This window comes from Nocardia sp. NPDC127579 (assembly GCF_042672005.1).
Lineage (GTDB): Bacteria > Actinomycetota > Actinomycetes > Mycobacteriales > Mycobacteriaceae > Nocardia.
In genome coordinates this window covers 252066-277818 of the sequence record NZ_JBHXVZ010000004.1, presented here as the reverse complement: position 1 = coordinate 277818, position 25753 = coordinate 252066, and the positions used below count along the sequence as shown (strand labels likewise).

Genomic DNA, 25753 nt, shown 5'->3' with positions numbered 1-25753 from the left:
CGGGACCCGAGGTCTGGATCCCGGCCGGAGACGGTCAGTGCGCGCCGGCCATCTCACCGCGCAGGATGGCGTCGGCGGTGTGCTCGGGCCACTGCAGACCGGCGTCGAGTTTGGCGAGCGTATCCGCGGCCGGGTCCTCGCTCAGGCAGCGTTCGATCTGGCTGATCGTTCCCGCCGACGGGCCGCCGTTGCGTGCGACATCGGCCTGAGTCCAACCCTTTTCGCGGCGGCGCGCCTTGACCTGCTCGGCGAGCGCGGCGAGATCGGGCGCGCCCGCGGCGGCCGGTGCGGGCGCGGCGGTGGTCTCGGGCGCAGCGGGCTCGGGCGCTGCCGTCTTGGGCGCAGCGGACTTCGGCGAGCTCTTCGACGGCGCGGGCGGCTTGCGCTCCGTCCCGGCGGCCGGGGTCCCGCCCGCCTGCTTGTCCGGAGCCATGAGCCCCGCCGTGATGAGCCTCGACCGCTTGCGCCTACCCATTTTCGCCATACAACTCACCCCTCCTCTGGACTGGCTCCGTCTGGAGCACAGGGAAGACTGCCACGTGTTTGCTCTGATTCGTGGCAGGGTGCCGGTGTCGGCGCGCCGCCGGGACGCCGACCCGAGTGCCTGGTATCGCCCGACGGCGTGTCATCGATGGCGTTGGCCCCCGGCCTTGAATAATCCCGTCCGGAACCAACGCCCCAGCCACCGTCGTCCCGGAAGGCAGCAGCCGATGAGGGCACCACACGCACCCGGCACCGTGCTCCGCTGGACCGAACTGCCACGCCAGCTGTGGCCCGACCACGCGCTGGCCGGCTATCGGGTCTTCTATCGCGGCACCGACTACGCGGGCCGGCCGCAGATCGTCACCGCTTCGGTCTTCGTACCGCAGGGCGCCGCGCCCGCCGACGGCTGGCCGGTGATCGGTTACGCGCACGGCACGACAGGTCTCGGCACCGCCGCCGCACCCTCGCGCACCGGCTTCCTGCGGCTCGAGCGCGACCACATCGACGGCTGGCTGGCGGGTGGAAACGTCGTGGCCGCCACCGATTACGAGGGTCTCGCGGCGCCCGGTCCGCACCCGTACTTCAACGGCGAGGCCGTCGCCGACGACGTGGTGGACGCGGTGCGCGCGGCCCGCGGCCTGGACCATCCGGTCAGCTCACGCTGGATGGTGGTCGGGTTCTCCCAGGGCGGGCATGCCGCGCTGCACGTCTCGCTCATGGCCACCGGCTACGCGCCGGAACTCGACTTCCGCGGTGGGGTGGCGCTGTGCCCGCCGGTGTATCTGTCCGAACTGATCACCCAGCTGACCCGTAATCCGAAGGGCCAGCTGAGCCCGATCGTGCCGCTGCTGCTGGCGGGCCTGACCACCAGCCATCCCACTTTCGATCCCGGCACCCTGCTGACCGGCACCGGCCGTGACCTGATCGACCGGGCCAAGGAACTGACCTTCGTCGAGATGATGCGGGCCTGCGCGGGTGTCACCAACGCGGCCGCCGGGGTCGTCGATCTGTCCTTCGAGCCGACCGTGCAGACCGTCCTGGCCGCGGCCACCGTTCCCGCCGCCCGGCTGGACCGCCCGATGTTCCTGGCCGGTGCGGACCTGGACCTGATCGTGCCCGAAGCCCTGGTCGACCGTTACGCCGCCGCTTCCGCGGGTTCCGGCACCGCGGTGCACTACGTGCGCTGCGCGGACGCCGACCATTCCCAGGTACTGGATCACGCGCGGCACGACGCCGTCGATTGGGCGCGCACCCAGCTCACCGAGGACGCGATCAGCGAGCCCGCCTATCGCGGCTTCCACGCGCTCGACGCCACCCACGACGGTTTCCTGCGCCGCGACGATTTCGAGGCGTTCGCGCTGCGGCTGGTCCAGGCGCTGCGGCAGTCACCGGGTACGCCGGGCGCGCGGGCGGTGCGCGACGGCTATCTGAATCTGTGGCGCGGACTGTCGGCGGCCGATACCAGCGGCGACCATCGGGTCAGCGCCACCGAGTACCGGCAGTGGGTGCAGCGGCTGAGCGCCGCGGATTTCGACGAGTTGCTGCGGCCGCTGGCCGAATCCGTTCTCACACTGGTGGATACCAACGGTGACGGCGTGCTGAGCCGGGCCGAGTTCGGCGCGCTGTGTTCGGCCTGCCGGATCCCGGTGCCGCTCGCGGATCGCGAATTCGCGCTGCTGGACACCGATCGCAGCGGTGCGATCGACGTCGACGAGATCGTCGTCGGGTTGCGCGAGTTCTGCCGGGGCGCGGACGCGCCCGGCCAGTGGCTGTTCGGCCGGTTCTAACCACCGGCTCGCTGCCGGTGGTGGCTGCGCGCCACGATCGCCGAGCGCAGGTACCACAGGCCCGCCGCCTGGGTCGCGTCCAGGCCGGTCAGCTGGGTGATCCGTTTGAGCCGGTAGTCGATGGTGTTGGTGTGCACGTGCATGACCCGCGCGGTGCGCTGCCGATTCAGATTGTTGGCGATGTGGCAGCGCAGGGTTTCGAGCAGATCGGCATGCTCCTCGAGCGGGTCGAGCAGGGTGCGCAGATAGTCCAGTGCCGGGCCGGGCCGGGTCAGCTGATACTCCAGGGCCAGGTCGTCGAACCGGTACAGCTTGGGCGCGTCCTGCAATCGCGCGACCATGTCGAGCACCTCGTGGGCACGGTCGGCGGCTTCGGGCACCTCGCGCGCGACGGCCTCGATCACGGCCCCGGTGATCGGGGCTTGCGCGGCGCCGGACAGGTCGGTGATCAGGTCGTCGAGCTCGGCGCCGACCAGCAGGGTAGCGGGCAGCAGCACCGTGCCGCCGTCGACGCTGAGCAGCGAGAGCACCGCCGCGCCGAAGCGGGTCGCCAGCGCGGCCTGCACCCGCCGTAACTTGCGGCGCGCCACCACCTCTCGATCGAGCGCGGGATCGCGCTCGTCGGGATGCACACCCAGCGACAGCGCGAACACCTGGTAGGACGCGGCGATCTCGATACCACACTCCCGTGCCATGGTCGAGTTCGCGTGCCCGCTCAGCAGCGCCGAGGTCAGCGTGTGCGCCGCGGTGTGGTGCTCGCTGACGACCGTGCGCAACTCCCGCACATAGCCGAGCGCCACCGTGGTGGTGATGGTGTCGAGCACCTCCATCAGACGCCGGGTGAGCAGCTTGAGAGTGTCGAAGTCCTCGGCGGTGGCGTTGGTCAGCACCAGGTCGAAGCCGAGCTTGAATCCCTCGTGCACCGCGTGATGGATGGTGTCGATCGGAATGCCCTCGCGGGCCCAGGCCGCGGCCGTGGCCGCCAGCTGCTGGGTCTTGCCGGGGATGTCGGTGCCGTCGAGCATGCTCACCGCCAGTTCCAGGCATACCCGGGTGATGGTGGTGATGTCGCCGTTGAGCGCTTCGCCGGGCAGCGTCCGGCACGGGACCACCGTTTCCAGGAAGTGCCCGACCATGCGCTTGGACAGGGCCCGGACATCCTTCAGCGAGGAGGTGACCGGCTGGCCGGAGACCGTGAGATCGGACATCGGGAACTCCCTTCCGCGGAGCCGCCCCAGGCTATCGCCGCGGCCCCGGCAATCCGGTCGCTACGGCCGAACGTCGTGGCACACAACAGCTCAGGCGAAAAGGGTTGTGAACCCTCACCAAATGCGCGCGCCAGAGCGAACGGCTATTCCGCGGCTTCTAGGGTCGTTGACCATGACCACGGGCCGACGGAGGGGATCGCCGTGCATCGACCACCGAACGAGGAATCCGCCCACCGCGACGCCCTGTTGCGCGCCCGGCTCGGGCTGGCTCTGGCCCTGTTCGAGGCGGCCGACTACGACGGCGCCGCCGGACTGCGCAACCTGGAGACCCTCGCCGTGCTGTGCGCCGCGCACGGCGTCCCGGCCGAGACCGTGCACCGGATGGTCGACGACGGCGTGCTGGAAGCGCTCGGCGACGCCGACCCGTACCCGGTGACGGAGATGGCCGGGCTGCTGCACAGCACGGTCACCCGCGCCTATCTGCGCTAGACCCGCGGACCTCCCCGCGCCACCGCCGCACGGGCCGGGCATACTCCCGGACCGGGCGGCGCCGGTGAAAGGGGTTGGCCCCCGCCCGGATTCGTGGAGAATGCGGGTTAGCGATGCGAGATCGATCAGCGGAGGCGGGTGTTCGGGCAGTGCGGACAAAAGAGGATCGGAAGCGGGGCGGCGCCCTCGGCGCGGCGGCGGTCGGTGTGGCGGCGCTGGGTCTCGGCGAGGTGGTCGCCGCGGCGCGCGGCGGGTCGCTGCTCGACACGATCGGACGGGCGATGATCGACACCGCGCCGATTCCCGTCGTAGAGGCGACGGTCGCGATGTCGGGGCGACACGACAAGGCCGCGACCCGGGCGGGCGTGGGTGCCGGCGTGGTCGCGGCCACCGCCGTGCTCGGCGGGCTGCCGGGTCGGATCCGGGTGCCCGGTGCGCTGGCGGCCGGTGCCGCCACGGGCGCGCTGGCCGCCGGACGGTCGGCGGCCGGCGTGCTGGGCGCCGCCGCCGCGACCGGGGTGATCGCGACCGGGCTGGGGCGGAGGCCGCGCACCGTGTTCGGCGCGCTGGGCTGGGCGGCGGCCGGCGCGGGACTGCTCGGGGTCGCCGAACTGCTGCACCGCGATCTGGATCGCAAACAGGACACCGGGATTCGACGGCTCGGCGCCCTCGGCACGGCGGCCCCGCTGCCCGAGGACGGGCTGGAGAACGAGCCGGGCCTGTCCGCTCTGATCACCCCGGAGCACAAGATGTATGTGGCCGATGTGAATCTGCGGCCGCCGCGGATCGATCCGGACCGGTGGCGGTTGTCGGTCACCGGGCAGGTAGCGCACACGCTGCGGCTCTCGCTGGCCGACCTGGTCGCCGACGCGGTCGACTTCGACGCGGTGATGGTGTGCGTGCACAACCGGGCGGGCGAGGGCCGGGCGGCCAACGCGCGCTGGTCGGGGGTGCCGCTGGCGGATCTGCTCCAGCACGCCATCCCGGATGCCGGGGCCACCCGGCTGGTCACCCGGGCCGTCGACGGGTACACGATCTCGCTGCCGCTGGCGGCGCTGCGCTCGGGCGAGCTGCCCGGCTATCTGGTGGTCGGGATGAACGGCCAGCCCCTGTCCCCCGCACACGGTTTCCCGGCGCGTGTCTTCGTGCCCGGCCTCTACGGTCAGTACACCGGCGCGAAGTGGCTGAGCGAACTCGAACTCGCCGACGACACCCACTCCGACTACTGGGTGCGGCGTGGCTGGACCCGCGAGCTGCTGCGGGTGCATCCGCACGCCCGCGTCGACAGCACGCTGCCGGGCCGCGAGGTCGCGGGCACCACCACCGTCGCGGGGGTGGCCTGGGCGCCGCCGCACGGCGTGGAGGCGGTGGAAATCCGGGTGGGACAGGAGGACTGGCAATCCGTCGAGCTGGGCGCCGAACTCGCGCCCGCGGCCTGGCGGCGCTGGCGCACCACCCTGAAACTGCCCGCGGGCAGCCACACCCTTCAGGTGCGGGCCATCAGCCGGTCCGGCCTGACCCAGGACGCGACGCCGCGGCCGCCGTTTCCCGTGGGGCCGACCGGACTGCACACCGTGACAGTGGAGGTCTGACTCAGAAGCGACCGCCGCGGCTGATCCGGCGCGACCCGGCGGAACCGCCGTAGGAGCCCGCGCTCCAGCCACCGGCACCGGAGGAGCGGCGGTAACCGCCCGCGCCACGCAGCATGTCCTCGATCAGGATGCCGCCGAGTACGGCTCCGCCGCCGCCGAAACCGCCGCCGAAGGGCCCGCGGCCGTAGGACCCGGTGTACTGGGACCGGCTGGATTCCCAGGCGGCCACGTCGGCCTGGGCTTCCTGGAGCGCGCGCCCCGCCAGATCGGCGGCGGACCGCGCGCTGCGTAGCGCGTCGGCCGGGTTGGTGGCGCTGAGCCGCTGTGCCTCGTCCAGGCTGCGCTGTGCCTCGGAGAGCCGGGTGCGCGCGGGCGCCTCGACGCCGCCGCGGCGGGTTCCGATGTAGTCACCGGCCTGCTGCACGCGGGCGCGGGCGTCGGTGAGTGTCTGCGCCAACCGGCGGGCCAGATCCTCGGCGGCGAGTTTGCGGTCGGTGGCCGCGGCGATGGCCTGATCGAGGTCGCCGTCGGCGGCCACGGCGGCGTGGAAGCTGCCCAGCGGGTCGGCTTCGGCGGCGGATTCGGCCGTGGTGAGCGCTTGCCGCGCGACGTTGATCGCGGCAGTCAGTTCGGGGCCGCCGTGTGTGGTGAGACCGGCGGCGTCGGCCAGGTCCTGGCGCAGTTCCGCCAGGGCCGCCGGCAATCCGGCCCGGGCCTGCTCGATATCGCCGGCGGCGTTGTCCACCGCGTCCAGCAGCGTGCGGGCCTGGCCCACCGCCCCCTCGGCCGACCGGATGGCCGGAACCGCCGCCCCCTGCTTGCCCACCGGCTGCACCAGTGCGTCCCGGCCGATATCGACATTCTGCTCGGCGAAGGTGATCCGCTCCCGTGCCATGCCGACGTTGTCCCGGATCGGGGCCAGCACACTCGCCGGATGCGCGGCGCCGAGCCGGGCGAGCTCGGCCTCGGAGCCGGGCAGACGACCGGTCAGCTCGACCAGATCGCGGGTGAGCGCGTCCAGCCGGGCGGGTGCGTTGATGAGCAGACTGCGCATCTGATCGAACTCGGTGACGCGGGCCTCGAGCTCCCCGTCGGCACGGCCGATGGTGCCGAGCAGTTCGACCAGCAGGGCCCGCTGCTCGTCGGGCGTCTCCGGGATCTCGTCGTCGAGTTGCTGCCGAATCGAAAAAGCCTTGGACGCGGCAGCTTTCGCGTTCGCCAACGCCGTCGCGAACGGGCTCACCGCGGTCGCGCCGAATTCGCCGGTGGCGATCTCGAGTTCCTCGGCGCTGGTGCGGATCGCGTTGTCGATGTCGACCAGGGCCTCCCGGGACCGCTGGTGCAGGATGTCCAGCGGCAGCGCGGCGAGCGCGACGCTGTCGCCGAGATCGAGCCTGCGGGCCGCGTCCAACTGGGCGCGCCCCAGATCGCGGCGCTGTTTGCGCCGCCACAGCCAGAACCCGCCGAATCCGAGCACGCCCACCCCGACCAGCGCCCACAGCACCGCCGCCGTGCGGCCGCCGCCGGTGCCGCCGCGCAGGGCCGCGCCCAGGCCGTCGGCCGCCGCGATTCCGGCGTCGGCCCAGCGACTGTCGTGCAGGGCCGGTTCGACCTCGCGGGTCAGCAGGTCATCCAGTTCGCTGTCGCCGACGCCGCTGGGCAGATCGCCGTAGAACCAGTAGTCCCGGGATTCGGTGGCGACCGCGAGCAGCAGATCCCGATTGCCGAACCCGGATGCCCCGGCGGTGCGCTCGGCCCAGGTCTCCGCGCCGAGACCGTCGAAATCCGGCACGTAGGCGATCCACAATCGCACCTGGTGGTCGGTGTAGAGCCGCTCCACCGCGGCGCGCACCCGGTCGAGTTCGCCCGGGCCGAGGGCATTCGAATCGTCGAGCACATAGGCGTCCATGCGGCCCGGGGGCGCGGCCGCGGCCGGTGCGCTCAGCAGCGCCACACAGACCAGCGTGAAGCCGGCGAGAAGTGAAGCAGACCAGCGGGCGAGGCGGCTCCATGGCAGCTGCATAAGTTGAATCTAACTGGATATGCTGCGGAAATGATCACCATCGACCGTCCGTACACCGGCCACGTGTCGCCGGGCGGCAATCCGCAGCAGCGCGACATCCCAGGAGCCCGGATCATCAAGATGTCCGTGGGCGGAATGGACAACAACTGCTATCTGATCCAATGCGTGACCGGCCCCGCCCTGCTCATCGACGCCGCCAACGAACCCGAGCGGATCACCGAGCTCGTCGAGCAGGAAGCACCGGGCAAGGTCGCCCTGATCGTGACCACCCACCAGCATCCCGACCACTGGTGGGGATTGAAGGACGTCGTCACCGCACTGGGCGTGCCGACCGCGGCGCACGAACTGGATGCGGCGCCGCTGCCGGTCGCACCCGACCGCCTCCTCGCCGGCGGCGACACCCTGGAGATCGGTGAGCTGCGTTTGGCCGTGGTGCACCTGCGCGGCCACACCCCGGGCTCGGTCGCGCTCGCCCTCACCGACGAGTCCGGCCGCGTCCATCTGTTCACCGGGGATTCGCTGTTTCCGGGCGGGCTCGGCAAAACCGGCACACCCGCCGACTTCGACACGCTCTACGCCGATGTCACCACCGAACTCTTCGCGCCGCACCCCGACGACACCGTCGTCTACCCGGGCCACGGCGACGACACGACGCTGGGCGTCGAACGTCCGCACCTGAACGAATGGCGCGCACGCGGATGGTGACCCGCCGGTGTCGGTGCGGCCTGGCAGACTTGGATTCGTGAATTCGCCATCCATGCGCCCCGGCTCCGGCCCGGGCTCCGGTTCCGTCGCGCCGCGCGGCGGCTCCGGGCTCGCGCGCTGGGCGCGGCGGCTGCTGCTCGGCACCGTCCTGATGGGGCTGGTGCTGGTGGGCGGCACCGCGTTTCGGGTCTGGCAGGTCGCGCGGATCGAGGATTACACCAAGGCCGACGCGATCGTCGTGCTCGGCGCCGCGCAGTACTCCGGCACCCCGTCCTCGGTGTTCGAGGCGCGGTTGGCCCAGGCCGCGAAACTGTTCGAGCTCGGGGTGGCCCCGCGGGTCATCACCGTGGGCGGCAAGCAGGAGGGCGATCTGTACACCGAGGCCGCGTCGGGCAAGAACTACCTCGAATCCCTCGGTGTCCCCGGCGATCGGATACTCGCCGTGGAAACCGGTTCGGACACCCTGCGCAGCGTCGAGGCCGTCGCCGGCGCGATGCACGAACGCGAGCTGTCCTCGGCCGTATTGGTCAGCGACCCTTGGCATTCCCTGCGCACCCGGACCATGGCCCGCGACGCCGGTCTGGACGCCTGGACGGCGCCCACCCGCACCGGCCCCGCCGTCTACACCCGCGAATCCCAGGCGCACGGCATCGCCCGCGAGACCGGCGCACTGCTCTGGTATCAGCTCACCCACTTCTCCGCCGACTTCGAATACACAGCCGGGCAGTGATATTCGATGACCTACACCGCACACGACCGGGAACGGATGGTGGTCGAGAGCGCCAAGACCGCCGCGCTGGGCCCCTCCGAACGCGAAACCGGGCACCGCACCGAATTCGCCCGCGACCGCGCCCGCGTCCTGCATTCGGCCGCCCTGCGCCGGCTCGCCGACAAAACCCAGGTGATGGGCCCGCGCGACGGTGACACCCCGCGCACCCGGCTCACCCACTCGATCGAGGTCGCCCAGATCGGCCGCGCCATCGCCGAAGGGCTCGGCTGCGATCCCGACCTGGTCGACCTGGCCGGGCTGGCCCACGACATCGGCCATCCGCCCTACGGCCACAACGGCGAGAAGGCGCTCGACCAATTCGCCGACCAGCACGGCGGTTTCGAGGGCAACGCGCAGAACCTGCGCATTCTGACCAGGCTCGAGCCCAAGGTGCTGACTCCCGACGGCCGCAGCGCCGGACTCAACCTGACCCGCGCCGCGCTCGACTCGGCGCTGAAATACCCGTGGGGCAGAACCGGTCCCGGCACCAAGTTCGGCGCCTACGCCATCGACACCGACCGCCTGGCCTGGATCCGCGCGGGTGCGCCCGAACGGCGGCAGAGCCTGGAATGCCAGGTGATGGACTGGTCCGACGATGTCGCGTACTCGGTGCACGACGTCGAGGACGGCGTCATCGCGGGCCGCATCGATCTCCGTGAGCTCATCGACCCGGTCGTGCAGGCCGAACTCGCCCGGATCGGGCACCAGCGCCATCCCGACCTGTCGGCCGACGACCTGATCGCCGCCGCCCACCGCCTCTCCGACCTGCCCGTCGTCGCCGCGGCCGCCGCCTACGACGGCGGTTTCGCCAGCTCGGTGGCGTTGAAGCAGCTCACCAGCGAACTCGTCGGCCGGTTCGCCACCGCCGCCATCACGGCCACCCGGCTGGTCGCGGGGCCCGGCCCGATCGCCCGTTACGCCGCCGACCTGGAGGTGCCCGCCGTGGTGGCCGCCGAGGTCGCGATGCTCAAGACCGTCGCGCTGCACTACGTCATGTCCGATGCGGCGCACCGCCGCCGCCAGGACGATCAGCGCGCCCGCATCCACGCCGTCGCCGCGCACCTGCTCGACATCGCCCCCGCGGGGCTGGATCCGATCCTGCTGCCCTGGTGGAAGGCCGCCGACGACGACACCGCCCGGGTCCGCGTCATCGTCGACCAGATCGCCTCCTACACCGAGAGCCGGCTCGAGCGGGTCGCCGCGACGGCGTGACGCCGGTGGGCGTGTCGGTGATCGATTGCCCTAGACTCGTGCCGTGGCCGGACGAATCCCAGATCGCGATATCGCGGCAATCCGCGAACGGGTCCGGATCGAGGAAGTCGTCGGCGAGTACGTCGCACTCAAGCGCGCGGGCGCCGACTCGGAGAAGGGCCTGTGCCCCTTCCACGACGAGAAGTCTCCCTCGTTTCATGTGCGCCCCCACATCGGGGTCTTCCACTGCTTCGGCTGCGGCGAGGGCGGCGATGTCTACAAGTTCCTGCAGAAGATCGAGCACATCGGGTTCGTCGAAGCGGTCGAGCAGATGGCCGACCGGGTCGGCTACCAGATCAATTACGAGGGCGGCGGCACCTCGGTGCAGCGCGACCGGGGTACCCGCGCCCGGCTGGTCGCCGCCAATGCCGCCGCACACGAGTTCTACATGGGCAGGCTGCGCGAACCCGAGGCCGAGGCCGCGCGAAAGTATCTGACCGATCGCAACTTCGACGGCGCCGCGGCCCAGCAGTTCGGCTGTGGGTACGCCCCCGACGGCTGGGACACCCTCACCAAGCATCTGCTGCGCAAGGGTTTCGAGTTCAAGGAGCTGGAGGCGGCGGGCCTGTCCAAACAGGGCAAGCGGGGCCCGATCGACCGGTTCCACCGCCGGCTGCTGTGGCCGATCCGGAATCTGGGCGGCGAGGTCATCGGATTCGGTGCGCGCAAGCTGTTCGACGACGACACCATGCCCGGCAAGTACATCAACACGCCGGAGACGGTGCTGTACAAGAAGTCCCAGGTGCTGTTCGGCCTGGATCACGCCAAACGCGATATCGCCAAGGGGCATCAGGCGGTGGTCGTCGAGGGCTACACCGATGTGATGGCCATGCACCTGGCGGGTGTGAAGACCGCGGTCGCCTCCTGCGGCACGGCGTTCGGCGACGAGCACATGGCGATCCTGCGGCGGCTGCTGATGGACGACAACTTCTGGCGCGGCGAGATCATCTACACCTTCGACGGTGACGCCGCCGGGCAGGCGGCCGCGCTGAAGGCCTTCTCCGGTGACCAGCGGCTGGCGGGGCAGACCTACATCGCGATCGCGCCCGACGGTCAGGACCCGTGTGAGCTGCGTCAGCATTCCGGTGACGGTGCGGTGCGTGATCTGATCGCACGCCGGACTCCGCTGTACGAGTTCGTGATTCGCGGTCTGCTCGCCGATCACAATCTGGACCAGGTGGAGGGGCAGGTCGAGGCGCTGCGACGGGCGGTGCCGGTGGTCGCGCAGATCAAGGACAACGCCACCCGCAAGGCGTACGCCACCCGCCTGGCGGGCTGGGTCGGCTGGGACGATATCCAGTCCGTGGTGCGCCGGGTCGGCGAGGAGGCCAAACGGGTCCGCACCGGTGGCCCCGCCCGCGCCGCCGCTCCCGGGGCGGCCCCAGCGGCCGAGCATCCCGCGGCGCGGCCGAAACCGAACGATCCGGTGCTGTTGCCGCAGCGGCAGGTGCTGTGCGCGGCATTGCAGTATCCCGCGATCGCCGGGCCCGTCTTCGATTCGCTCGAGCCGGAGGCGTTCACGCACCCGGCCTATGTCGCGGTGCGCGCCTTGATCGCGCAGGCCGGCGGCGCGTCCAGCGGGCTGGGCGGCGCCGACTGGATCAATGCCGTCGCCGACGGCGCCGAGGATCTGACCGTGCAGGCTTTCGTGTCGGAGCTGGCCAGCGAGCCGCTGCCGGTGAAGTCCGCCGACGATATTCCCCGGTTCATCACCGGCGTGCTGGCGCGCGCGCAGGAGGCATGGGTCGGACGGCAGGTCGCGGAGCTGAAATCGCGGCTGCAACGGCTGTCGTCGTCCGAGGAACCCGACACCTACATGGCGCTGTTCGGCGATCTGGTGGCCTTGGAGCAGTACCGCAAGAGCCTGCTCACCCAGGCCATGGGCAATTCCGACGACTTCGCCCCGGCCTGAGGCCACGATCACGCCGGAGCCGCCGCCGAGAACGGCTGCGGCTCAGCGTGATCGGAGGCTCAGCGGCGCAGCTGATCGTGCGGGATCAGGACCGTGGTGCGCTCGTCGAGCGGCTCCATCGGTTCCAGCTGCGGCCGGGTGCTCAGCTTGTCGGACAGTTTCTGCCGGCCGACCTGCACCAGTTTGCGAGTCACCGGGCTGCCCGTGACCGCGCGGGTGGCCGCGCTGATCTGCTCGTAGCGGACCCGGCCCGCCTTGGTCCCGAGCACGTACCCGGCGGCGACGCCGATGATCAACCGCAGCATCTCGTAGAGCTCCTCCCAATTCGCTTGTGCGCGCCCCTATCCTGCCCGAAGCCACCGACAACTGTCGATCCGCCCACCGCGCGTCGCCCGCGCCCCCGCATCCCCCGACCTCCGACTCCACATTCCCGCAGGTAGACCCGCGATTTGGGAACCAACCCACCCGTACGCTAAAGTTTCATCTCGGCCCGCCCAGCACGGATGAGCCACCTGATAGTCCCCTATAGCTCAATTGGCAGAGCAGCCGACTGTTAATCGGCAGGTTTCTGGTTCGAGTCCAGATGGGGGAGCAGATTTGGCCCCTGACCGGCGCGAGAGCGCATCGGTCAGGGGCCAGAATCATATCAGGGGACGGCGGAGCGCGGGGCATTCTCGCTATTTCCCGTCAGCGCGGGGCCGGTTCCCGGGATCGTGGCCGGCCCGGCATCAGGAGGTCGTGGCGATGTTCGCTCGGCGGTCGACCGCGAAGTCCTGTTTGCCCTTCGGGGAGATGTTGCGGCGGGCGCGGCGGTAGGAGAAGGCGTTGATGGGGTCGGCGGCCTTGTTGATGGTGTCGCGGCGGGCGGTGAGTGCGCGGAGTTCTTCCTCGGCCTCCTCGAAGCCGAGGCGAGACAGGCGGATGGTCAGGAGTTGGCGGGCCGCGGTTTGCAGTTCCAGGTAGGCGTTGCCGGCCGCGTGTGTCTGTTCGGCGCGACGGGAGGGGTTGAGGGTGGTCAGGGCCGCGCCGAAACCGGCGGCGGTCAACGCGAGAATGCCTGGGACCGAGGTGGCTTCGGTGGCGGCGAGGCCGGTGCCGCCGGCGATGGCCGCGAGAATGGCGGCGGGGACACCGAGCACCATGTTCATCGCACGCCAGATCTTCATCTGCTCGAATTGGCCGTGCGTGCTCCAGATCGCGCCCTCCAGGATCCGGTGGACCTCCTGCGCGATGGGGTCGAGCTCGGCGGGCATGTCGGCGGGAATCTCGACCATCGGCAGCATCCTGTTCTCTCCACCGATCCCCCCGCGGGCCGGCCCATTCCGTTGGCGCACAACAGATGTCGATCTGTGCCCAGGGCTACACTACCGTGCCGTTCGCGGCGGGCAATTTCTGCGGTAGAGTCTGCGACCAGGCCGTTTCCGGCTCGGTGGGGATTTCGTCGGTCGAGGGCCCGGCGCGAAAACGAGGAGCATGCGATGCCGTACGCGGTCGTCGGACTGATCACGCTGGCGTTGTGGGTGTACTGCCTGATCGACATCATCACCTGCCCGGAGGGCGGAATCCGGCACCTGCCCAAAGGCGGATGGCTGGTGATCGTCATCCTGGTGCCGACCGTGGGGGCGCTGCTCTGGCTGATCCTCGGCCGCCCGCTGCACGAGGCGCCGCGCTCGACGACCCGCTACGCCGAATACGATCGCCCCGGACGCTACGTCGCCCAGGACGCCGCCGCCGACGAAGAGTTCCTGCGCGGGCTGCGCGAGCGAGCCGAACAGCAGCGTGCGGAAGCGCGGCGACAGGAAGCGGAACGGCAGCGCGAGCAGGACCGCCGGCGCGAACAAGGCGAACAGGTTTAGGCGCCGGATCATGGCGGGCCGGTACGCCGCGCAGGTCATCGAGCTGCTCGATCGCTACAGCGACCGGATTCGGCCGACGCTCGTGCGGAGCCTGCGCGAAAAGTGCGTGGTAGGCGAATGGGCGCTCGTCGCAAACGATCTCGCCTGGGCGCTGGTCGCCACGGGAATCGCGGTCACGGCCGAGGACAAGGCGAGCTTCCGAGATCTGCTGAGCGCCATCACTCTTCCCCCGGACACACCGCCGGACCTCGCAAACCAACTGCTGGTCGATTCGTCCCCGCAACTCTGAACCGCTCCGGCCGGGAGCCGCGCACGGGCGAGACTCCCGGGCAAAGCAATTCAGCCGATGCCGAGAGCGGACAGAATGCCCGGGCGGGATTTCGACAACTCCACCTCCCAGTACTTCCAGGTATGGGTGCCGGTGGCCGGGAAGCTGTAGGTGGCGGGGATCTTCAGAGTGTTGAGGCGATATTGGAAGGCGCGGGTGTTCAGTAGGGTGACCGCCTCGATACCCATGCCGACGCCGGTGTCGAAGACCTGGCCGACGTTCTGCGGGCGGTTGAATTCGCCGGGCAGCGCGCCGCCGGCCGAGATGTACATGGGCAGGCCGCGCAGCTGTGGCGCGAACACGAACGGGTCCATGCGCAGCCACTGCGGGCTCCACGGCGGCGCCATCGAATCGATGTTGTATGCGCCCCAGCGCAATACGGCGACCCGGATGGCTTCCCGCATTCCCGGGGCGGAGATGTTCAGCGCACCGGAGTACGAGGCGGCGTACTTGAACTGATCCCGATGGTAGGCGGCGAGTTGCAGGGCGGCGCTGCCGCTCATGGACAGCCCGGCGACCGCGTTGTTCGTCCTCGAAACACCGTATCCGGCAAGGAAATCGGGCAGTTCTCGGGTGAGGAACGTCTCCCACTTGTAGGTCAGCTTCTGGCCGTTGGTGTTGCTGGGAGCGGCCCAGTCCTGATACCAGCTCGACAGCCCGCCGACCGGCATCACCAGCGTGACATCGTCTTCGGCGAACTGTTGCAGCGCGTTGGTCTCGAACGACCACGCGTTGCGATCGTCGCGGGCGGCCATGCCGTCGAGCAGGTAGAGCGCCGCGCCGCCACCGCGTTTCGCCCACTGCACCTGCACCTTGATCGGGCCCATGCTCGACTGCACGGTCAACTCTTCGAAGCCGCCCGCCGGGGCGGCGTGCGCGGGCGCCGATCCGCCGGCCACGATGGGTAGCAGCAGCGCGGTCGCGCCGACCGCCAGCACATGTTTCGCTCTCGCTCTGATCCGTTCGGCCATACCGAAACGCATACGGGATCCCCTCCTTACTGCCCGGACCCCGACTTCCGCAGATGGCAGTACTACGATCTGATGACAACCCTCAGCAGAGTATGTGACAGCCGAATCGTTAGCAACACCAACCAGATTCGTGTCTCCGCGCACCCGACCGACGCGGCAAAAGTTAGCCAGCAAATCGACCGCAGGGTATGTAATTAATTTGCCGGAAGTTGTTGCTTCAAAGCCTCCGGGGTGTCAGGATGTTAGCCAGACCGGCTGGGTTAATCGGAGCCGGGCTTCTTTCAAGTTTCTCTCACCAATTCTTCTGGGACCTTTCATGAACATTTTGCGCAAACCTCGACCCTTACTCGTTTTATAGCCATTCGGCGGAGACGCCCATGACTACCGGCACCGAGGCGAGCATCGAATCGGTGTTGGGGATACTGGACGGTGCGTCGAAAAGTCGGCGCACCGCCATATTGCGGGTCACCGGAGAACCCGGCGGCGAAATTCGACTGCAACACGGAATGGTGATCGCCGTCGATTCACCAGGCGCTCCCGGAGTAGCCGAATTATTGGCACGCCCAGGGCGTCCGGCCCCCGGTTCGGCGGAATTGCGGATATTGCATTTCGCGACAACGCTCGACGCGGCGTTCGCTGTGGCCAGCGGCTGGATCGGCGACTGCTTCTGGGTGCCCGCCATACCGCGACAACCGGACATCGATCCGATCGCCCCGCACCTGCTCGCCACCGAAACCACTCGCAGGCTCCGCGGCGTCGCCGGCGCGCACCTCGCCCCACACCGTAATCACCTCGCCCGCACCGCATTCGGCGACAGCCTCCTGCGCGGCGGCGCGAGCCGCGAGCTCCTGGCCCGCGTCAACGGCCGGCGCACCTGTCGCGACCTCGCGTTCCTGCGCCATCGCGGCCTCTACGCCACCACCGTCGAGGTCACCCGGCTGCTCGCGGAAAACGTTGTGACAGTGACGGATCGGGACCGCGGCCACCGCACGACCACCCCCGCCCTGCCGCGCCGCCGCCGCGACGCCAGCGGCATCAACGACCTGTACCCACCCGGACACCGGGTGCCCGAAGGGAAACCATGAACAGCCCCCAGGCCAATCTCACCGACCGGATCGGACTGCTGGTCAAACAGCTCCGCGCCGACGTGCCGGAATGCCTCGCGGCCGGCGCCATCGACATGTCGACCGGCATGTTGCTCGCGGTGCAGACGGTGGACAACCACCCGGCCGAAGTTCTCGACCTGCTCACCGCGGCCACCCTGGAACTGTTCCAGGGCCGCAATGTGGTGATGATCGAGGACATCTGGAAGGAACGCCGCGGCATCCGCACCGACCAGCACTACTTCCAGGAGATCCTGGTCAACAGCGACAATCTCGCCCACCTGTTCCTGCGCACGCCGAGTCGCGCCGACATCGTGGTGGTCGTGGTCTGCCGCGAATCGGTGAATGTCGGCATGCTGTTCGCCCAGACCCGGCGCGTCGTCCGGGAGGCGGGCCGACTGTGAACCGGGGCGCGCGGTGACGGGTATCGACGACTGCCTGGACCGCATCCTGGGCATCCCCGGCGCCCGCAGTGTCACGCTGGTCGACGGCGCGAGCGGGCTGGCGATCGCGGCGGCCGGCGCGCACGAGTTGGTCGACGAACACGAGAGCGCCGCCGGCCTCACCGACGTGGTCCGCGGCGTGCTGGGCTGCCCGGCGCTGACAGCCACCGAGGGCGGCGGCGACCTGCACGAGATCATCGTCTGCGGCACCGGCGGATTCCATCTGCTGAACCTGGTGAACGGCGATTTCGACGGCCGGCTGTTCGTGCACGTGCTGTTCGACAGTGACACAGGCAATCTCGCGATCGCGCGATTCCGTCTCCGGACAATTCTCGGCGAGTTGGCCGGAGACGGTCATGGGCAGTGAGCTCACCGCCGAACTGCTGCGCGCCGCGACCGAGCGGCGCACCGGTGTGCTCTGCGTCGGCGACGGCGCCTTCCATTTCACCGACGGCGCGATCAACGGCGTCGACTGTCAGCGCGCGCCCGGGCTGGATCGGCTGCTCGGCGCGGCGGGGTTGTCGAGGACGCCGGGCCCGAGGCTGGAAACCCTTGCGCTGCTGGCGGTTTTCGATGCCGCCTACTTCCTGCTGGTCACGCCGGGCGCGCCCGAGTTCCGGCCCGCGCCGGCGCACTGGCTGGCGACGGTCTGCCGGGTGCCGCCGCACGGGCTGATGCGTGAGTGCGCGCGTCGCGAGCGCGCGGAGACCGGACCGTGGGGGGTCGAGCTGGTGGACCGGGCGCCGGTGCGCCCGGTCGGCCGGATCCGGCGGCACCGCGTGCTGCTCACCGGTCACCAGACCGAGGTGCTGGCGGTCGCCGACGGCCGGCGCAGTGTGACCGGGATCGCGGAGCAACTAGGCCGCACCAGCTACGGCTGCCTGGCCGCGGTGCGGGAGCTGACCGCGGCGGGACTGATCGAACCGCCCGCGCGGGATCCGGCTGAATCCGGATTACCGCGGCGTCTGACCCGGCGGGAATTGATCGCGCCGCCGGACGATCGCTGGCACGCGGCCGATCGGGACCTGCTCGTCCGGCTGCGCACCGCTCTGAAGGAGCTCGATTGAGAGTCCGCAAAACATTCATCGGCCAGTTCGTAGAAAGGTTGAGCAAGGTGGCGATTACCGAACCCGAGCCGCATCCGGCGGTGCTCGCGGAATTGACGGGGCTGCGGGCGCGCATTCCAGCGCTGACCGGCACCCTGGTCGCCTCGAACGACGGGCTGCTGGTCGCCCATGATCTACCCGCCCATATCGAACCCAATGGCGTTGCGGCGCTTGCCGCTTCACAGCTGGGCGTCTCGCACCGGCTGACCGCGACCGCGCACGGCGGTGGCCTGCACGAGGTCGTGGTGAACGGCACCGACGGCTACGTGGTGGTCTACGCCTGCGGCTGGACCTCGCTGACCGTGCTGGCCGGACCGGAGGTGAATGTCGGCCGCCTGCACCTGGAATCGCGTCCGGTGGCCCGCGCGATCACCGGCCACCTGTCCCCCACCGAGAGCAATCCCTGATCCCGTTCGAAAGGAAACACCATGAGCAATATGGATATCGCGTTGAAGGACATGATGACGATCGAGGGCGCGGTCGGCGCCGCCGTCGTCGACTACGGCAGCGGCATGGCCCTCGGCATGCTCGGCAGTTCGAAGGCCCTCGACCTGCAAACCGCCGCGGCCGGCAATACCGAGGTCGTGCGCGCCAAACTCCGCACCATCGACCAGCTCGGCCTCAAGGAGGAAATCGAGGACATCCTGATCACCCTCACCGGCCAGTACCATGTCATCCGCCCGCTGACCGGCCGCAAATCCAAGGGCCTGTTCCTCTACCTCGCCCTGGACCGCAACCGCGCCAACCTCGCCCTCGCCCGCCACCGCCTCAAGTCCATCGAGGAAGAGCTCGAGGTGTAGCACGAAACTCACCCTCGTCGTTCGCGGCGGGTGGGTTCCGGGGTGAAAGGCTTGAAAAGGTGTTTCAGGGTGCCGTTTTCGAAGGGGGTGGGATGGTCGACGGTTTCGCGGAATCGCTGGTCGGGGAAGAGGGATTCGCCGAGGTCGTCGAAGTTGTAGTCGTAGTCGGATTTCGGGAGGTCCGCGATGGACTGCGAGGTGTTGGCGGCGAAGCCGGCGCGTTCGTCTTCGACCTGGGCGGCGGCGCGTTCGAGCATGATCCACAGTGCGATTTCCTCGGCGGGGCAACGAGGTTCGGGCCAGGCGCCCGAATCCAGGCTCTGCAGCAGATGCTCGAAGCTGGCGACGAACTGGTTCAGGAACGGCGCCTTCTGTCGTTGCAGAGCTGGCGGAAGCTCGCGGCGGGAACCGTCGCCGTCGAGCAGCGCCATCAGCTCCTCGACGAAGAGTTCGCCCTGGTTGCGTAGGGTTTCGGCGGTCCGCGGGGTGATGATGGGATCGTCCGGTTCCTCGGGCGTGAGCGGGAACCGCATGACACCGCAGATGGCGGGACGGGCCAGCGCGTTGAGGTAGTCGGTGTGCACGAACGACGACTCGATCCGGTGCGCGATCCGTTCGACCTGGGCGCGCACCGGCCGAGGCGCGGCCTCGAGGGCTTCGGCGACGAACTCCGGCCCCGCCTCGGCACCGGACAGCAATTCGTTGAGCGCGTCGGCGAGCCGGACCGCGGAAGCGCGATCATCGAAGGTGGCTACGGCTTTGAGCTCATCCCAGCCTTGATCCTGATAGACCGCGAACACCCGATGCACGGAGGGCGTGGAATGCGGCAGGAACAGCTTGTACGGCAGATACGAACTCATGACGCGCGAGACATCCTGTGTGGGTAGACCTTCGATGCCTGCCTGACCCTACGGCCTCACCGCCCGATCCGTGCGCCGGGCCGCCCCGCGAGTTCGCGCCGCACGGCGACGGGCAATCGTCCCGCCGCCGCGCCCCCGCCCAGCACCCCGACGATCAGCCGATCCCCGAAGGTGTAGACCTGGAAGGTGACGGCGGCTGCCCCGCCCGGGGACGGCCGCGGATGCGCGGAGAGATAGACGATCTCGTAGTCGGTGAGCCGCAGCTCGGGCGGCATGCGGAAGTCCGGGATCCGACCGGTGTTGGTGAGCGCGACATGGCTGGCCAGTCCGTGAATCCGGTGGGCGCCGTAGTAATCCGGGAAATGCAGCACCGACTGCTGCACGGTTCCCTCGGCCAGTTGGTGGTGCAGCCGAGCCGAAATCTGGTGCGCCAGTGCGGAACCGTCGTCCGCCAGGTCGGTGTCGGCGGCGAAGGCGGTGAGACCGCCCATGTTCGTTCCCGCCGCCCGCGGCACCGCCGGGTCGAATCGGGCGCGCAGATCCACCGGATACAGGCAGCGCACGGATACCGCTGTATCGGGCTCGGTTTCGGACGCGTAGGCCCGCAGCAGGGCGGCGGTCACCAGCCCGTTGACGCTCATCCCGGGCCGGTGCCCCAGCTCGACGATGCGCGCGGTGGTCGCGATATCGAATACCACCCGCTGCGGTGACGCGATTCGCGGCGGTGCCGGGGTCACCGGATCCAGCGGCGGCACACCGGCATCCGGCGGCAACGCGACGGTGAGTTCTTCCAGGCCGGAGACCGCGCCCCGCACGATTCCGCGCTCGGCCGCGATGTCCTCCAGCGAGCACGGAAGATCCTGTGGCTCAACCGCTTCCGGTGACACCCGGTCGGTGTAGAACTCCCACAGCCTGATCAGCAATTGCACGCAGTGCCCGGCGTCGGCCACGCTGTGATGCGCGTACAGCGTGACCCGTACACCACCCGCGCCGGCGACGACGTCCAGATACGCCAGCTGCACCCCGGGATCCACCGTGTGCTCGGGCAGCCGCACCTGCTCGATCGAACCCGTCCGTATCCAGGCGCCGGTGGAGGCCGCGCCGGGCCGCAGCAGATATCCGACCCCGTCGGCGTCCGCCCCGATGCGGCAGGCCAGCACCGGGTACGCGCGCCGCAGCGCGGCGAAGGCGGTGCACAACGCGTCGATATCCAGCTCGCCCGCGACGAGAACCGAACGCCCGGTGTAGGTACCGTGCCGGACGAACCGTTGCTCCGACGGCGCCAGCACTCGCACCGCATCACCCATATCGCGCCACACACCGCACAGCGTGCGGTACCACCGCCGTGTTCGCAAACTCCGAGCATGCGAGAGACTGGTCGGATGAGTCTCGCAGCACACTTGGAGCAGCTCGGCCGCCCACTGGTCGAGGAACAGCTGACGCACCCCACGGTCGTCGGCATCGCGCAGGGCGATCTGGCCGAGCCGGTGTTCCGCTCCTGGCTGGAGCAGGACTATCTGTTCCTGCTCGACTACGTCCGCGTCTTCTCCCGGCTGGCCTGGCAGGCGCCCGCCGCGCACCTGGGCGATCTGGTCGACTTGGCGCACGCCACCTTCCACGAGGAGCTGTCGCTGCATCGTGACCTGGCCGGGGAGTTCGGCGCGGATCTCGTGGGTGCGGTCAAGGGCACGCCGTGCCTGAATTACACGGCATTCCTGCTGGATTCGGCCGCGAACTACGCCGACGGCCTGGCCGCGCTCTACCCGTGCATGTGGGGCTATTCGACGCTCGGCGCGCTGCTGGCCGAGCAGCCGCCCGCCGAACCGCGCTACCGCCGCTGGATCGACACCTACGCCGATCCGGGATTCGCGGCCTTGACGGCTCGCTGCGCGCAGATGCTCGACGAGGCGGGCGGCGACCGCGCACGCGCCGAGGCCCTGTTTCTGGAGGGCATGCGGCACGAGATCGCGTTCTGGACGGTTCCGCTCTGAAACGCGCTGCGCCACAGCAGTACTCGATGGCGTGTCACCCCCTCTTGACAGTCGAACGATGAGTTCGAATCCGCGGCCCCGTCTACCTACATGGACCGGTATCGCCGAAATCGGAGGAGACCTCATGAACCGTCCGGCCGTGGCAACCCACGACGAATGGCTGGCCGCGCGCAAGCAGCTGCTGGCCGAAGAGAAGGAGCTCACGCACCGGCTCGACGCCCTCGCGGCCAAACGCCGCGAACTGCCGATGGTGCCGGTGCGCAAGGAGTACGAATTCCACGGCCCCGCAGGCCCGGTCACGCTGGCCGAGCTGTTCGAGGGACGCCGCCAGCTGATCGTCTACCACATGATGTGGCGCTGGGACCTGGACATGGGCTGCCCGAGCTGCGCCATGCTGCTCGACAATGTCGGGCACCTGGCGCACCTGCACGCCCAGGACACCAGCTTCGCCGTCGTCTCGCGCGGACCGTGGGAACAGCTGCGCAAGTACATCGAGCGGATGGGCTGGACCTTCCCGGTGTACTCCGCGCACGGCAGCGAGTTCAACTACGACTTCCACGTCACCCAGGACGAATTCGTCACGCCCGTGTACTACAACTTCCAGACCAAAGAGGAACTCGAGGCCAACGGCCAAACCTATTTCACCGATGGCGAGCAGCCGGGCACCAGCGTGTTCTGGCGCGACGACGACAATGCCGTCTTCCACACCTATTCGTCGTATTCCCGCGGCGGTGACCTGCTGATCAACACCCACAACTATCTCGACCTGACCCCGCTCGGGCGACAGCGGCACGTCGGCGAGGCGATCCACCACGACAGTTACGAGGCTGCTCGGAACCACTGTCACTGAGCCGGATTCGGGCGCGCGGCACCCCGGGCCCGCCTAAGCTGGCGAGCGTGGGGAAGAAAGAGCTGCGCGCTTCCGACGCGGACCGCCAGCAGATCGCCGACCAATTGCGCCGCGCCATGGACAAGGGCATGTTGTCGTTGCACGAATACGACGAGCGGCTGCAACACGCCTATGCCGCGAAAACCCACGGCGAACTGACACCGCTGGTATCGGACCTGCCCGCCGAACGACGCACACCGGGGCAGCCGACCGGATCGCGCCTGCCGCAGTGGGTGACCATCATGTGGATCCCGTGGGCCGCGGTCAACCTGCTGATGGTGCTGATCTGGCTGGCTACCGGCCTGGGTTACTTCTGGCCGATCTGGGTCGCGGGCCCATGGGGTTTCGCATTGCTGATCCCCACCGCGATCGCCTACGTCACCGGCAAACCCGAGAAGTGAACCGGAACGCCCGTGGGCGTTCCGGTGCGATCCGCTACGCGCCGATCAGGTGCTGGGCGAGGTAGCCCTCGACCTTGTCCAGCGCGATCCGCTCCTGCGCCATGGAATCCCGCTCGCGAATGGTGACGGCCTGATCCTCGAGGGTGTCGAAATCGACCGTGATGCAGAACGGGGTGCCGATCTCGTCCTGGCGACGGTAGCGACGGCCGATCGCGCCCGCGTCGTCGAACTCGACGTTCCAGTTCTTGCGCAGCCGCGCGGCCAGATCCTTCGCCTTCGGCGTCAGGTCGGCATTGCGCGAGAGCGGCAGCACCGCCGCCTTGACCGGCGCCAGGCGGCGATCCAGGCGCAGGCTGATCCGCTCCTCCATGCCGCCCTTGGCATTCGGCGCCTGGTCGACGGTGTAGGCGTCGACCAGGAAGGCCATCAGCGAGCGGGTCAGACCGGCCGCCGGTTCGATGACGTACGGGATGTACTTCTCACCGGTGTTGGCATCGGAGTAGCTCAGATCGGTGCCGGAGTGCTCGGAGTGCGTCTTGAGGTCGTAGTCGGTGCGGTTGGCGATGCCTTCCAGCTCGCCCCACTCGCTGCCCTGGAAGCGGAAGCGGTACTCGATATCGGTGGTGCCGGCCGAGTAGTGCGACAGCTTTTCCTTCGGGTGCTCGAACAGCCGCAGGTTCTCCGGGTCGATGCCGAGGTCGGTGTACCAGGCCAGGCGGGTGTCGATCCAGTACTTGTGCCATTCGGCGTCTTCGCCCGGCTTGACGAAGAACTCCATCTCCATCTGCTCGAACTCGCGGGTCCGGAAGATGAAGTTGCCCGGGGTGATCTCGTTGCGGAAGCTCTTGCCGATCTGGGCGATACCGAACGGCGGCTTCTTGCGCGCGGTCTCCTTGACGTTCTTGAAGTTGACGAAGATGCCCTGCGCGGTTTCCGGGCGCAGGTAGTGCAGGCCCTCTTCGTCGTCGACCGGGCCGAGGTAGGTCTTGAGCAGGCCGGAGAAGTTCTTCGGCTCGGTCCAGGAGCCGGGCTGGCCGGTTTCGGGATCCTTGATGTCGGCCAGGCCGTTGACCGGCGGGTGGCCGTGCTTCTCCTCGTAGGCCTCGAGCAGATGGTCGGCGCGGTAGCGCTTGTGCGTGTGCAGCGATTCGACCAGCGGGTCGGTGAAGGTGGCGACGTGGCCGGACGCTTCCCAGACCTGGCGCGGCAGGATCACCGAGGAGTCGAGGCCCACCACATCGTCGCGGCTGGTGACCATGGTGCGCCACCACTGCTTCTTGATGTTCTCCTTGAGTTCGACACCGAGCGGACCGTAGTCCCATGCCGACTTGGTGCCTCCGTAGATCTCACCGCACGGGTACACCAGACCCCGGCGCTTGGCGAGGTTGGCAACGGTGTCCACCTTCGACTTGGGTGCCACGCGAGAATTCTCCATCCGCTCGTAGTAATCCCCTTCAGACTATCGGCTCGGGCCAAGTGGATTTCCACCGCACGCCGGTAGTGGCGAGATTCCCGGCGCGCCCATTTGACATGCGCACACATGCATATGCAAAATGGTAATGCTTTCCATTAAGGAGTAGAGCCATGGCCCCCGAGACCGCCGCGCACGCGCACAATCCGTACCGATCCCCCGGCCCGGCGCCGGTTCCGTCGCGAACCGTACTGGAGGACGCGGGCGAACTGCTGCGCGCCCTGGCCGCACCGGTCCGCATCGCCATCGTGCTGCAACTGCGCGAATCACCGCGCTGCGTGCACGAACTCGTCGACGCGCTGGGCGTCACCCAGCCGCTGGTCAGCCAGCACCTGCGCATCCTGAAGTCGGCCGGGGTGGTACACGGTGAACGCTCCGGCCGCGAAGTGCTCTACGAATTGGTCGACGATCACCTCGCGCATATCGTGGTCGATGCCGTCGCGCACGCCGAGGAAGGGTGATCCGTGCCTGACAAGACCCAGGACTCGCCGAAGTCGGTGGGCATCCGCAGCACCCGGCAGCGCAGCGCCATCGCCGCGCTGCTCGAGGACATCGAGGAATTCCGCTCGGCGCAGGAACTGCACGACGAGCTCCGCAAACGTGGCCAGGGCATCGGGCTCACCACCGTCTATCGCACGCTGCAATCGCTGGCCGACGCGGGCATGGTCGACGTACTGCGTACCGACTCCGGCGAGTCGGTGTATCGGCAGTGCTCCACCGGCCACCACCACCATCTGGTCTGCCGGCACTGCGGCACCACCGTCGAGGTGGAGGGTCCGACCGTGGAGGCCTGGGCCGACGCCATCGCCGCCGAGCACGGTTTCACCGAGGTCAGCCACACCATGGAGATCTTCGGCACCTGCCGCGCCTGCGCCGGCTGAATCAGGTCAGCGCCTGGGCCCACCAGAGGCACAGCAGCTGGAGCAGCACGCACAGCAGCGGCCACAGATAGGCCGGGCACCAGGCGAATCGGCGGGTGAACCGCTTCACCACCGCCAGCACCACACTCATGATCACGGCGAGGACCGGGAGCAGCACCGCGCCCAGGATCAGCAGATCCCCGGCCCGCTCGACCGCGGCCCGGTCACAGCCGGCCGCCGAATTCCGCGCCGAGCACGACGGCGAGGAGTAGGTGCCGCTGAATCCGACCACCCACAGCGCGAAATATCCGAGCACCGCCATCAGGCAGACCACCACGGGCCACAGCAGCGCGGTCGCGATCAATTCGCCCGTGCGGCGTGAACGACCCCGGTCGATCGGCTGCCCGAAACCCTGGGGCTCCGCCGGCATCTGTTCCATCGCACTCCCCCATCCC

The 25753-nt window shown here is 69.2% G+C and carries 30 protein-coding genes and 1 tRNA gene; 21 read left to right on the top strand and 10 right to left on the bottom strand.

All coding sequences use genetic code 11. The features are described 5' to 3' along the window. Positions 1 to 34 precede the first annotated feature (34 nt). The gene (locus tag ACFVMC_RS16605) at positions 35 to 475 is read right to left on the bottom strand and encodes a helix-turn-helix domain-containing protein (RefSeq protein ID WP_379211072.1); all 441 of its coding nucleotides are present in this window, start codon (positions 473 to 475) and stop codon (positions 35 to 37) included. A 235-nt stretch (positions 476 to 710) separates the two neighbouring features. Here ACFVMC_RS16605 and ACFVMC_RS16600 point away from each other — a divergent pair, with 235 nt between their 5' ends. After that, positions 711 to 2270 (top strand): lipase family protein, encoded by a 1560-nt coding sequence (locus ACFVMC_RS16600; protein WP_379211070.1) that lies wholly within the window; start codon positions 711 to 713, stop codon positions 2268 to 2270. Here ACFVMC_RS16600 and ACFVMC_RS16595 read toward each other — a convergent pair. Next, a complete protein-coding gene (locus ACFVMC_RS16595) occupies positions 2267 to 3478 on the bottom strand; it encodes a PucR family transcriptional regulator (RefSeq protein ID WP_379211068.1) in 1212 nt (403 codons plus the stop codon). The two genes, ACFVMC_RS16600 and ACFVMC_RS16595, sit on opposite strands and share 4 nt — an antisense overlap. Before the next feature lie 201 nt (positions 3479 to 3679). Between ACFVMC_RS16595 and ACFVMC_RS16590 the strand changes: the two genes are divergently transcribed. Beyond that, on the top strand, positions 3680 to 3967 hold the full coding sequence (locus ACFVMC_RS16590; RefSeq protein WP_379211066.1) for a hypothetical protein: 288 nt from the start codon (positions 3680 to 3682) through the stop codon (positions 3965 to 3967). A 149-nt stretch (positions 3968 to 4116) separates the two neighbouring features. Then, a complete protein-coding gene (locus ACFVMC_RS16585) occupies positions 4117 to 5559 on the top strand; it encodes a molybdopterin-dependent oxidoreductase (RefSeq protein WP_379211064.1) in 1443 nt (480 codons plus the stop codon). Position 5560: 1 nt separating this feature from the next. Here the strand turns inward: ACFVMC_RS16585 and ACFVMC_RS16580 are convergent, their stop codons facing one another. Beyond that, positions 5561 to 7582 (bottom strand): TPM domain-containing protein, encoded by a 2022-nt coding sequence (locus ACFVMC_RS16580; protein WP_379211062.1) that lies wholly within the window; start codon positions 7580 to 7582, stop codon positions 5561 to 5563. A 30-nt stretch (positions 7583 to 7612) separates the two neighbouring features. On the opposite strand from ACFVMC_RS16580, the gene ACFVMC_RS16575 reads away from it, so the two are divergent. The 4 genes from ACFVMC_RS16575 to dnaG are packed head-to-tail and all read left to right on the top strand — an operon-like array spanning position 7613 to position 12219. Further along, entirely contained in the window at positions 7613 to 8287 is a 675-nt protein-coding gene (locus tag ACFVMC_RS16575) for an MBL fold metallo-hydrolase (RefSeq protein WP_379211060.1), read from the top strand. A gap of 52 nt (positions 8288 to 8339) precedes the next feature. Continuing rightward, positions 8340 to 9017 carry a YdcF family protein gene (locus ACFVMC_RS16570; protein WP_379211541.1) on the top strand — a complete coding sequence of 226 codons (678 nt, stop codon included), beginning with the start codon at positions 8340 to 8342 and terminating at the stop codon, positions 9015 to 9017. A gap of 6 nt (positions 9018 to 9023) precedes the next feature. Next, complete coding sequence (locus ACFVMC_RS16565) at positions 9024 to 10268, top strand: deoxyguanosinetriphosphate triphosphohydrolase (RefSeq protein WP_379211058.1); 1245 nt, start codon at positions 9024 to 9026, stop codon at positions 10266 to 10268. A gap of 43 nt (positions 10269 to 10311) precedes the next feature. Continuing rightward, the gene (gene dnaG / locus ACFVMC_RS16560; RefSeq protein WP_379211057.1) at positions 10312 to 12219 is read left to right on the top strand and encodes a DNA primase; all 1908 of its coding nucleotides are present in this window, start codon (positions 10312 to 10314) and stop codon (positions 12217 to 12219) included. 59 nt (positions 12220 to 12278) lie between these two features. Here the strand turns inward: dnaG and ACFVMC_RS16555 are convergent, their stop codons facing one another. Beyond that, positions 12279 to 12524 carry a hypothetical protein gene (locus ACFVMC_RS16555; RefSeq protein WP_209899577.1) on the bottom strand — a complete coding sequence of 82 codons (246 nt, stop codon included), beginning with the start codon at positions 12522 to 12524 and terminating at the stop codon, positions 12279 to 12281. A 214-nt stretch (positions 12525 to 12738) separates the two neighbouring features. Here ACFVMC_RS16555 and ACFVMC_RS16550 point away from each other — a divergent pair. Continuing rightward, positions 12739 to 12811, top strand: a tRNA-Asn gene (locus ACFVMC_RS16550). Positions 12812 to 12947: 136 nt separating this feature from the next. Here ACFVMC_RS16550 and ACFVMC_RS16545 read toward each other — a convergent pair. After that, positions 12948 to 13493, bottom strand: coding sequence for an SLATT domain-containing protein (locus tag ACFVMC_RS16545; RefSeq protein WP_379211055.1), 546 nt, complete (start codon positions 13491 to 13493; stop codon positions 12948 to 12950). Between the two features lie 204 nt (positions 13494 to 13697). Here ACFVMC_RS16545 and ACFVMC_RS16540 point away from each other — a divergent pair, with 204 nt between their 5' ends. Both ACFVMC_RS16540 and ACFVMC_RS16535 read left to right on the top strand, forming a co-directional pair. After that, the gene (locus tag ACFVMC_RS16540) at positions 13698 to 14075 is read left to right on the top strand and encodes a PLD nuclease N-terminal domain-containing protein (protein WP_379211054.1); all 378 of its coding nucleotides are present in this window, start codon (positions 13698 to 13700) and stop codon (positions 14073 to 14075) included. Positions 14076 to 14085: 10 nt separating this feature from the next. Next, positions 14086 to 14364 carry a hypothetical protein gene (locus ACFVMC_RS16535; RefSeq protein WP_379211052.1) on the top strand — a complete coding sequence of 93 codons (279 nt, stop codon included), beginning with the start codon at positions 14086 to 14088 and terminating at the stop codon, positions 14362 to 14364. A 50-nt stretch (positions 14365 to 14414) separates the two neighbouring features. On the opposite strand, the gene ACFVMC_RS16530 is transcribed toward ACFVMC_RS16535, so the two are convergent. Next, positions 14415 to 15386 carry an alpha/beta hydrolase gene (locus ACFVMC_RS16530; RefSeq protein WP_379211050.1) on the bottom strand — a complete coding sequence of 324 codons (972 nt, stop codon included), beginning with the start codon at positions 15384 to 15386 and terminating at the stop codon, positions 14415 to 14417. Between the two features lie 365 nt (positions 15387 to 15751). Between ACFVMC_RS16530 and ACFVMC_RS16525 the strand changes: the two genes are divergently transcribed. The 6 genes from ACFVMC_RS16525 to ACFVMC_RS16500 are packed head-to-tail and all read left to right on the top strand — an operon-like array spanning position 15752 to position 18826. Continuing rightward, positions 15752 to 16459: a hypothetical protein gene (locus ACFVMC_RS16525; RefSeq protein ID WP_379211048.1), complete on the top strand. Its 708-nt coding sequence runs from the start codon at positions 15752 to 15754 to the stop codon at positions 16457 to 16459. Beyond that, on the top strand, positions 16456 to 16881 hold the full coding sequence (locus ACFVMC_RS16520) for a hypothetical protein (protein WP_379211046.1): 426 nt from the start codon (positions 16456 to 16458) through the stop codon (positions 16879 to 16881). The genes ACFVMC_RS16525 and ACFVMC_RS16520 overlap by 4 nt, the downstream gene beginning before the upstream one ends. Positions 16882 to 16894: 13 nt before the next feature. Further along, positions 16895 to 17287: a hypothetical protein gene (locus ACFVMC_RS16515; protein WP_379211045.1), complete on the top strand. Its 393-nt coding sequence runs from the start codon at positions 16895 to 16897 to the stop codon at positions 17285 to 17287. Further along, positions 17277 to 17987 (top strand): hypothetical protein, encoded by a 711-nt coding sequence (locus tag ACFVMC_RS16510; RefSeq protein WP_379211043.1) that lies wholly within the window; start codon positions 17277 to 17279, stop codon positions 17985 to 17987. The genes ACFVMC_RS16515 and ACFVMC_RS16510 overlap by 11 nt, the downstream gene beginning before the upstream one ends. A gap of 47 nt (positions 17988 to 18034) precedes the next feature. Then, entirely contained in the window at positions 18035 to 18433 is a 399-nt protein-coding gene (locus ACFVMC_RS16505; protein WP_379211041.1) for a roadblock/LC7 domain-containing protein, read from the top strand. A 21-nt stretch (positions 18434 to 18454) separates the two neighbouring features. Then, positions 18455 to 18826: a hypothetical protein gene (locus ACFVMC_RS16500; protein ID WP_379211039.1), complete on the top strand. Its 372-nt coding sequence runs from the start codon at positions 18455 to 18457 to the stop codon at positions 18824 to 18826. A gap of 8 nt (positions 18827 to 18834) precedes the next feature. Here the strand turns inward: ACFVMC_RS16500 and ACFVMC_RS16495 are convergent, their stop codons facing one another. Continuing rightward, the gene (locus ACFVMC_RS16495) at positions 18835 to 19686 is read right to left on the bottom strand and encodes a hypothetical protein (protein ID WP_379211037.1); all 852 of its coding nucleotides are present in this window, start codon (positions 19684 to 19686) and stop codon (positions 18835 to 18837) included. Between the two features lie 56 nt (positions 19687 to 19742). Continuing rightward, positions 19743 to 21041, bottom strand: coding sequence for an acyltransferase (locus tag ACFVMC_RS16490; protein ID WP_379211036.1), 1299 nt, complete (start codon positions 21039 to 21041; stop codon positions 19743 to 19745). Between the two features lie 27 nt (positions 21042 to 21068). Here ACFVMC_RS16490 and ACFVMC_RS16485 point away from each other — a divergent pair, with 27 nt between their 5' ends. From ACFVMC_RS16485 to ACFVMC_RS16475, 3 genes are all read left to right on the top strand, one after another. Beyond that, complete coding sequence (locus ACFVMC_RS16485) at positions 21069 to 21677, top strand: TenA family protein (protein ID WP_379211034.1); 609 nt, start codon at positions 21069 to 21071, stop codon at positions 21675 to 21677. Positions 21678 to 21801: 124 nt separating this feature from the next. Further along, positions 21802 to 22527 (top strand): DUF899 domain-containing protein, encoded by a 726-nt coding sequence (locus ACFVMC_RS16480; protein ID WP_379211032.1) that lies wholly within the window; start codon positions 21802 to 21804, stop codon positions 22525 to 22527. A gap of 47 nt (positions 22528 to 22574) precedes the next feature. Beyond that, complete coding sequence (locus ACFVMC_RS16475; protein WP_379211030.1) at positions 22575 to 22967, top strand: DUF1707 domain-containing protein; 393 nt, start codon at positions 22575 to 22577, stop codon at positions 22965 to 22967. A gap of 34 nt (positions 22968 to 23001) precedes the next feature. Here the strand turns inward: ACFVMC_RS16475 and ACFVMC_RS16470 are convergent, their stop codons facing one another. Next, complete coding sequence (locus ACFVMC_RS16470; RefSeq protein WP_379211028.1) at positions 23002 to 24402, bottom strand: glycine--tRNA ligase; 1401 nt, start codon at positions 24400 to 24402, stop codon at positions 23002 to 23004. Between the two features lie 149 nt (positions 24403 to 24551). Between ACFVMC_RS16470 and ACFVMC_RS16465 the strand changes: the two genes are divergently transcribed. Further along, the gene (locus ACFVMC_RS16465; RefSeq protein ID WP_379211027.1) at positions 24552 to 24899 is read left to right on the top strand and encodes an ArsR/SmtB family transcription factor; all 348 of its coding nucleotides are present in this window, start codon (positions 24552 to 24554) and stop codon (positions 24897 to 24899) included. Between the two features lie 3 nt (positions 24900 to 24902). Beyond that, entirely contained in the window at positions 24903 to 25319 is a 417-nt protein-coding gene (locus tag ACFVMC_RS16460) for a Fur family transcriptional regulator (protein WP_379211025.1), read from the top strand. Position 25320: 1 nt separating this feature from the next. On the opposite strand, the gene ACFVMC_RS16455 is transcribed toward ACFVMC_RS16460, so the two are convergent. After that, positions 25321 to 25737 (bottom strand): hypothetical protein, encoded by a 417-nt coding sequence (locus ACFVMC_RS16455; RefSeq protein WP_379211023.1) that lies wholly within the window; start codon positions 25735 to 25737, stop codon positions 25321 to 25323. Positions 25738 to 25753: the final 16 nt, after the last annotated feature.

Coding starts and splice junctions, on each gene's coding strand:
- ACFVMC_RS16555 (WP_209899577.1), bottom strand. CDS start 12,524: ATGCTGCGGTTGATCATCGGCGTCGCCGCCGGGTACGTGCTCGGGACC.
- ACFVMC_RS16580 (WP_379211062.1), bottom strand. CDS start 7,582: ATGCAGCTGCCATGGAGCCGCCTCGCCCGCTGGTCTGCTTCACTTCTC.
- ACFVMC_RS16465 (WP_379211027.1), top strand. CDS start 24,552: ATGGCCCCCGAGACCGCCGCGCACGCGCACAATCCGTACCGATCCCCC.
- ACFVMC_RS16470 (WP_379211028.1), bottom strand. CDS start 24,402: ATGGAGAATTCTCGCGTGGCACCCAAGTCGAAGGTGGACACCGTTGCC.
- ACFVMC_RS16595 (WP_379211068.1), bottom strand. CDS start 3,478: ATGTCCGATCTCACGGTCTCCGGCCAGCCGGTCACCTCCTCGCTGAAG.
- ACFVMC_RS16520 (WP_379211046.1), top strand. CDS start 16,456: ATGAACAGCCCCCAGGCCAATCTCACCGACCGGATCGGACTGCTGGTC.
- ACFVMC_RS16525 (WP_379211048.1), top strand. CDS start 15,752: ATGACTACCGGCACCGAGGCGAGCATCGAATCGGTGTTGGGGATACTG.
- ACFVMC_RS16455 (WP_379211023.1), bottom strand. CDS start 25,737: ATGGAACAGATGCCGGCGGAGCCCCAGGGTTTCGGGCAGCCGATCGAC.
- ACFVMC_RS16545 (WP_379211055.1), bottom strand. CDS start 13,493: ATGGTCGAGATTCCCGCCGACATGCCCGCCGAGCTCGACCCCATCGCG.
- ACFVMC_RS16510 (WP_379211043.1), top strand. CDS start 17,277: ATGGGCAGTGAGCTCACCGCCGAACTGCTGCGCGCCGCGACCGAGCGG.
- ACFVMC_RS16605 (WP_379211072.1), bottom strand. CDS start 475: ATGGGTAGGCGCAAGCGGTCGAGGCTCATCACGGCGGGGCTCATGGCT.
- ACFVMC_RS16600 (WP_379211070.1), top strand. CDS start 711: ATGAGGGCACCACACGCACCCGGCACCGTGCTCCGCTGGACCGAACTG.
- ACFVMC_RS16535 (WP_379211052.1), top strand. CDS start 14,086: ATGGCGGGCCGGTACGCCGCGCAGGTCATCGAGCTGCTCGATCGCTAC.
- ACFVMC_RS16480 (WP_379211032.1), top strand. CDS start 21,802: ATGAACCGTCCGGCCGTGGCAACCCACGACGAATGGCTGGCCGCGCGC.
- ACFVMC_RS16485 (WP_379211034.1), top strand. CDS start 21,069: ATGAGTCTCGCAGCACACTTGGAGCAGCTCGGCCGCCCACTGGTCGAG.
- ACFVMC_RS16540 (WP_379211054.1), top strand. CDS start 13,698: ATGCCGTACGCGGTCGTCGGACTGATCACGCTGGCGTTGTGGGTGTAC.
- ACFVMC_RS16530 (WP_379211050.1), bottom strand. CDS start 15,386: ATGCGTTTCGGTATGGCCGAACGGATCAGAGCGAGAGCGAAACATGTG.
- ACFVMC_RS16570 (WP_379211541.1), top strand. CDS start 8,340: ATGCGCCCCGGCTCCGGCCCGGGCTCCGGTTCCGTCGCGCCGCGCGGC.
- ACFVMC_RS16565 (WP_379211058.1), top strand. CDS start 9,024: ATGACCTACACCGCACACGACCGGGAACGGATGGTGGTCGAGAGCGCC.
- ACFVMC_RS16575 (WP_379211060.1), top strand. CDS start 7,613: ATGATCACCATCGACCGTCCGTACACCGGCCACGTGTCGCCGGGCGGC.
- ACFVMC_RS16500 (WP_379211039.1), top strand. CDS start 18,455: ATGAGCAATATGGATATCGCGTTGAAGGACATGATGACGATCGAGGGC.
- ACFVMC_RS16495 (WP_379211037.1), bottom strand. CDS start 19,686: ATGAGTTCGTATCTGCCGTACAAGCTGTTCCTGCCGCATTCCACGCCC.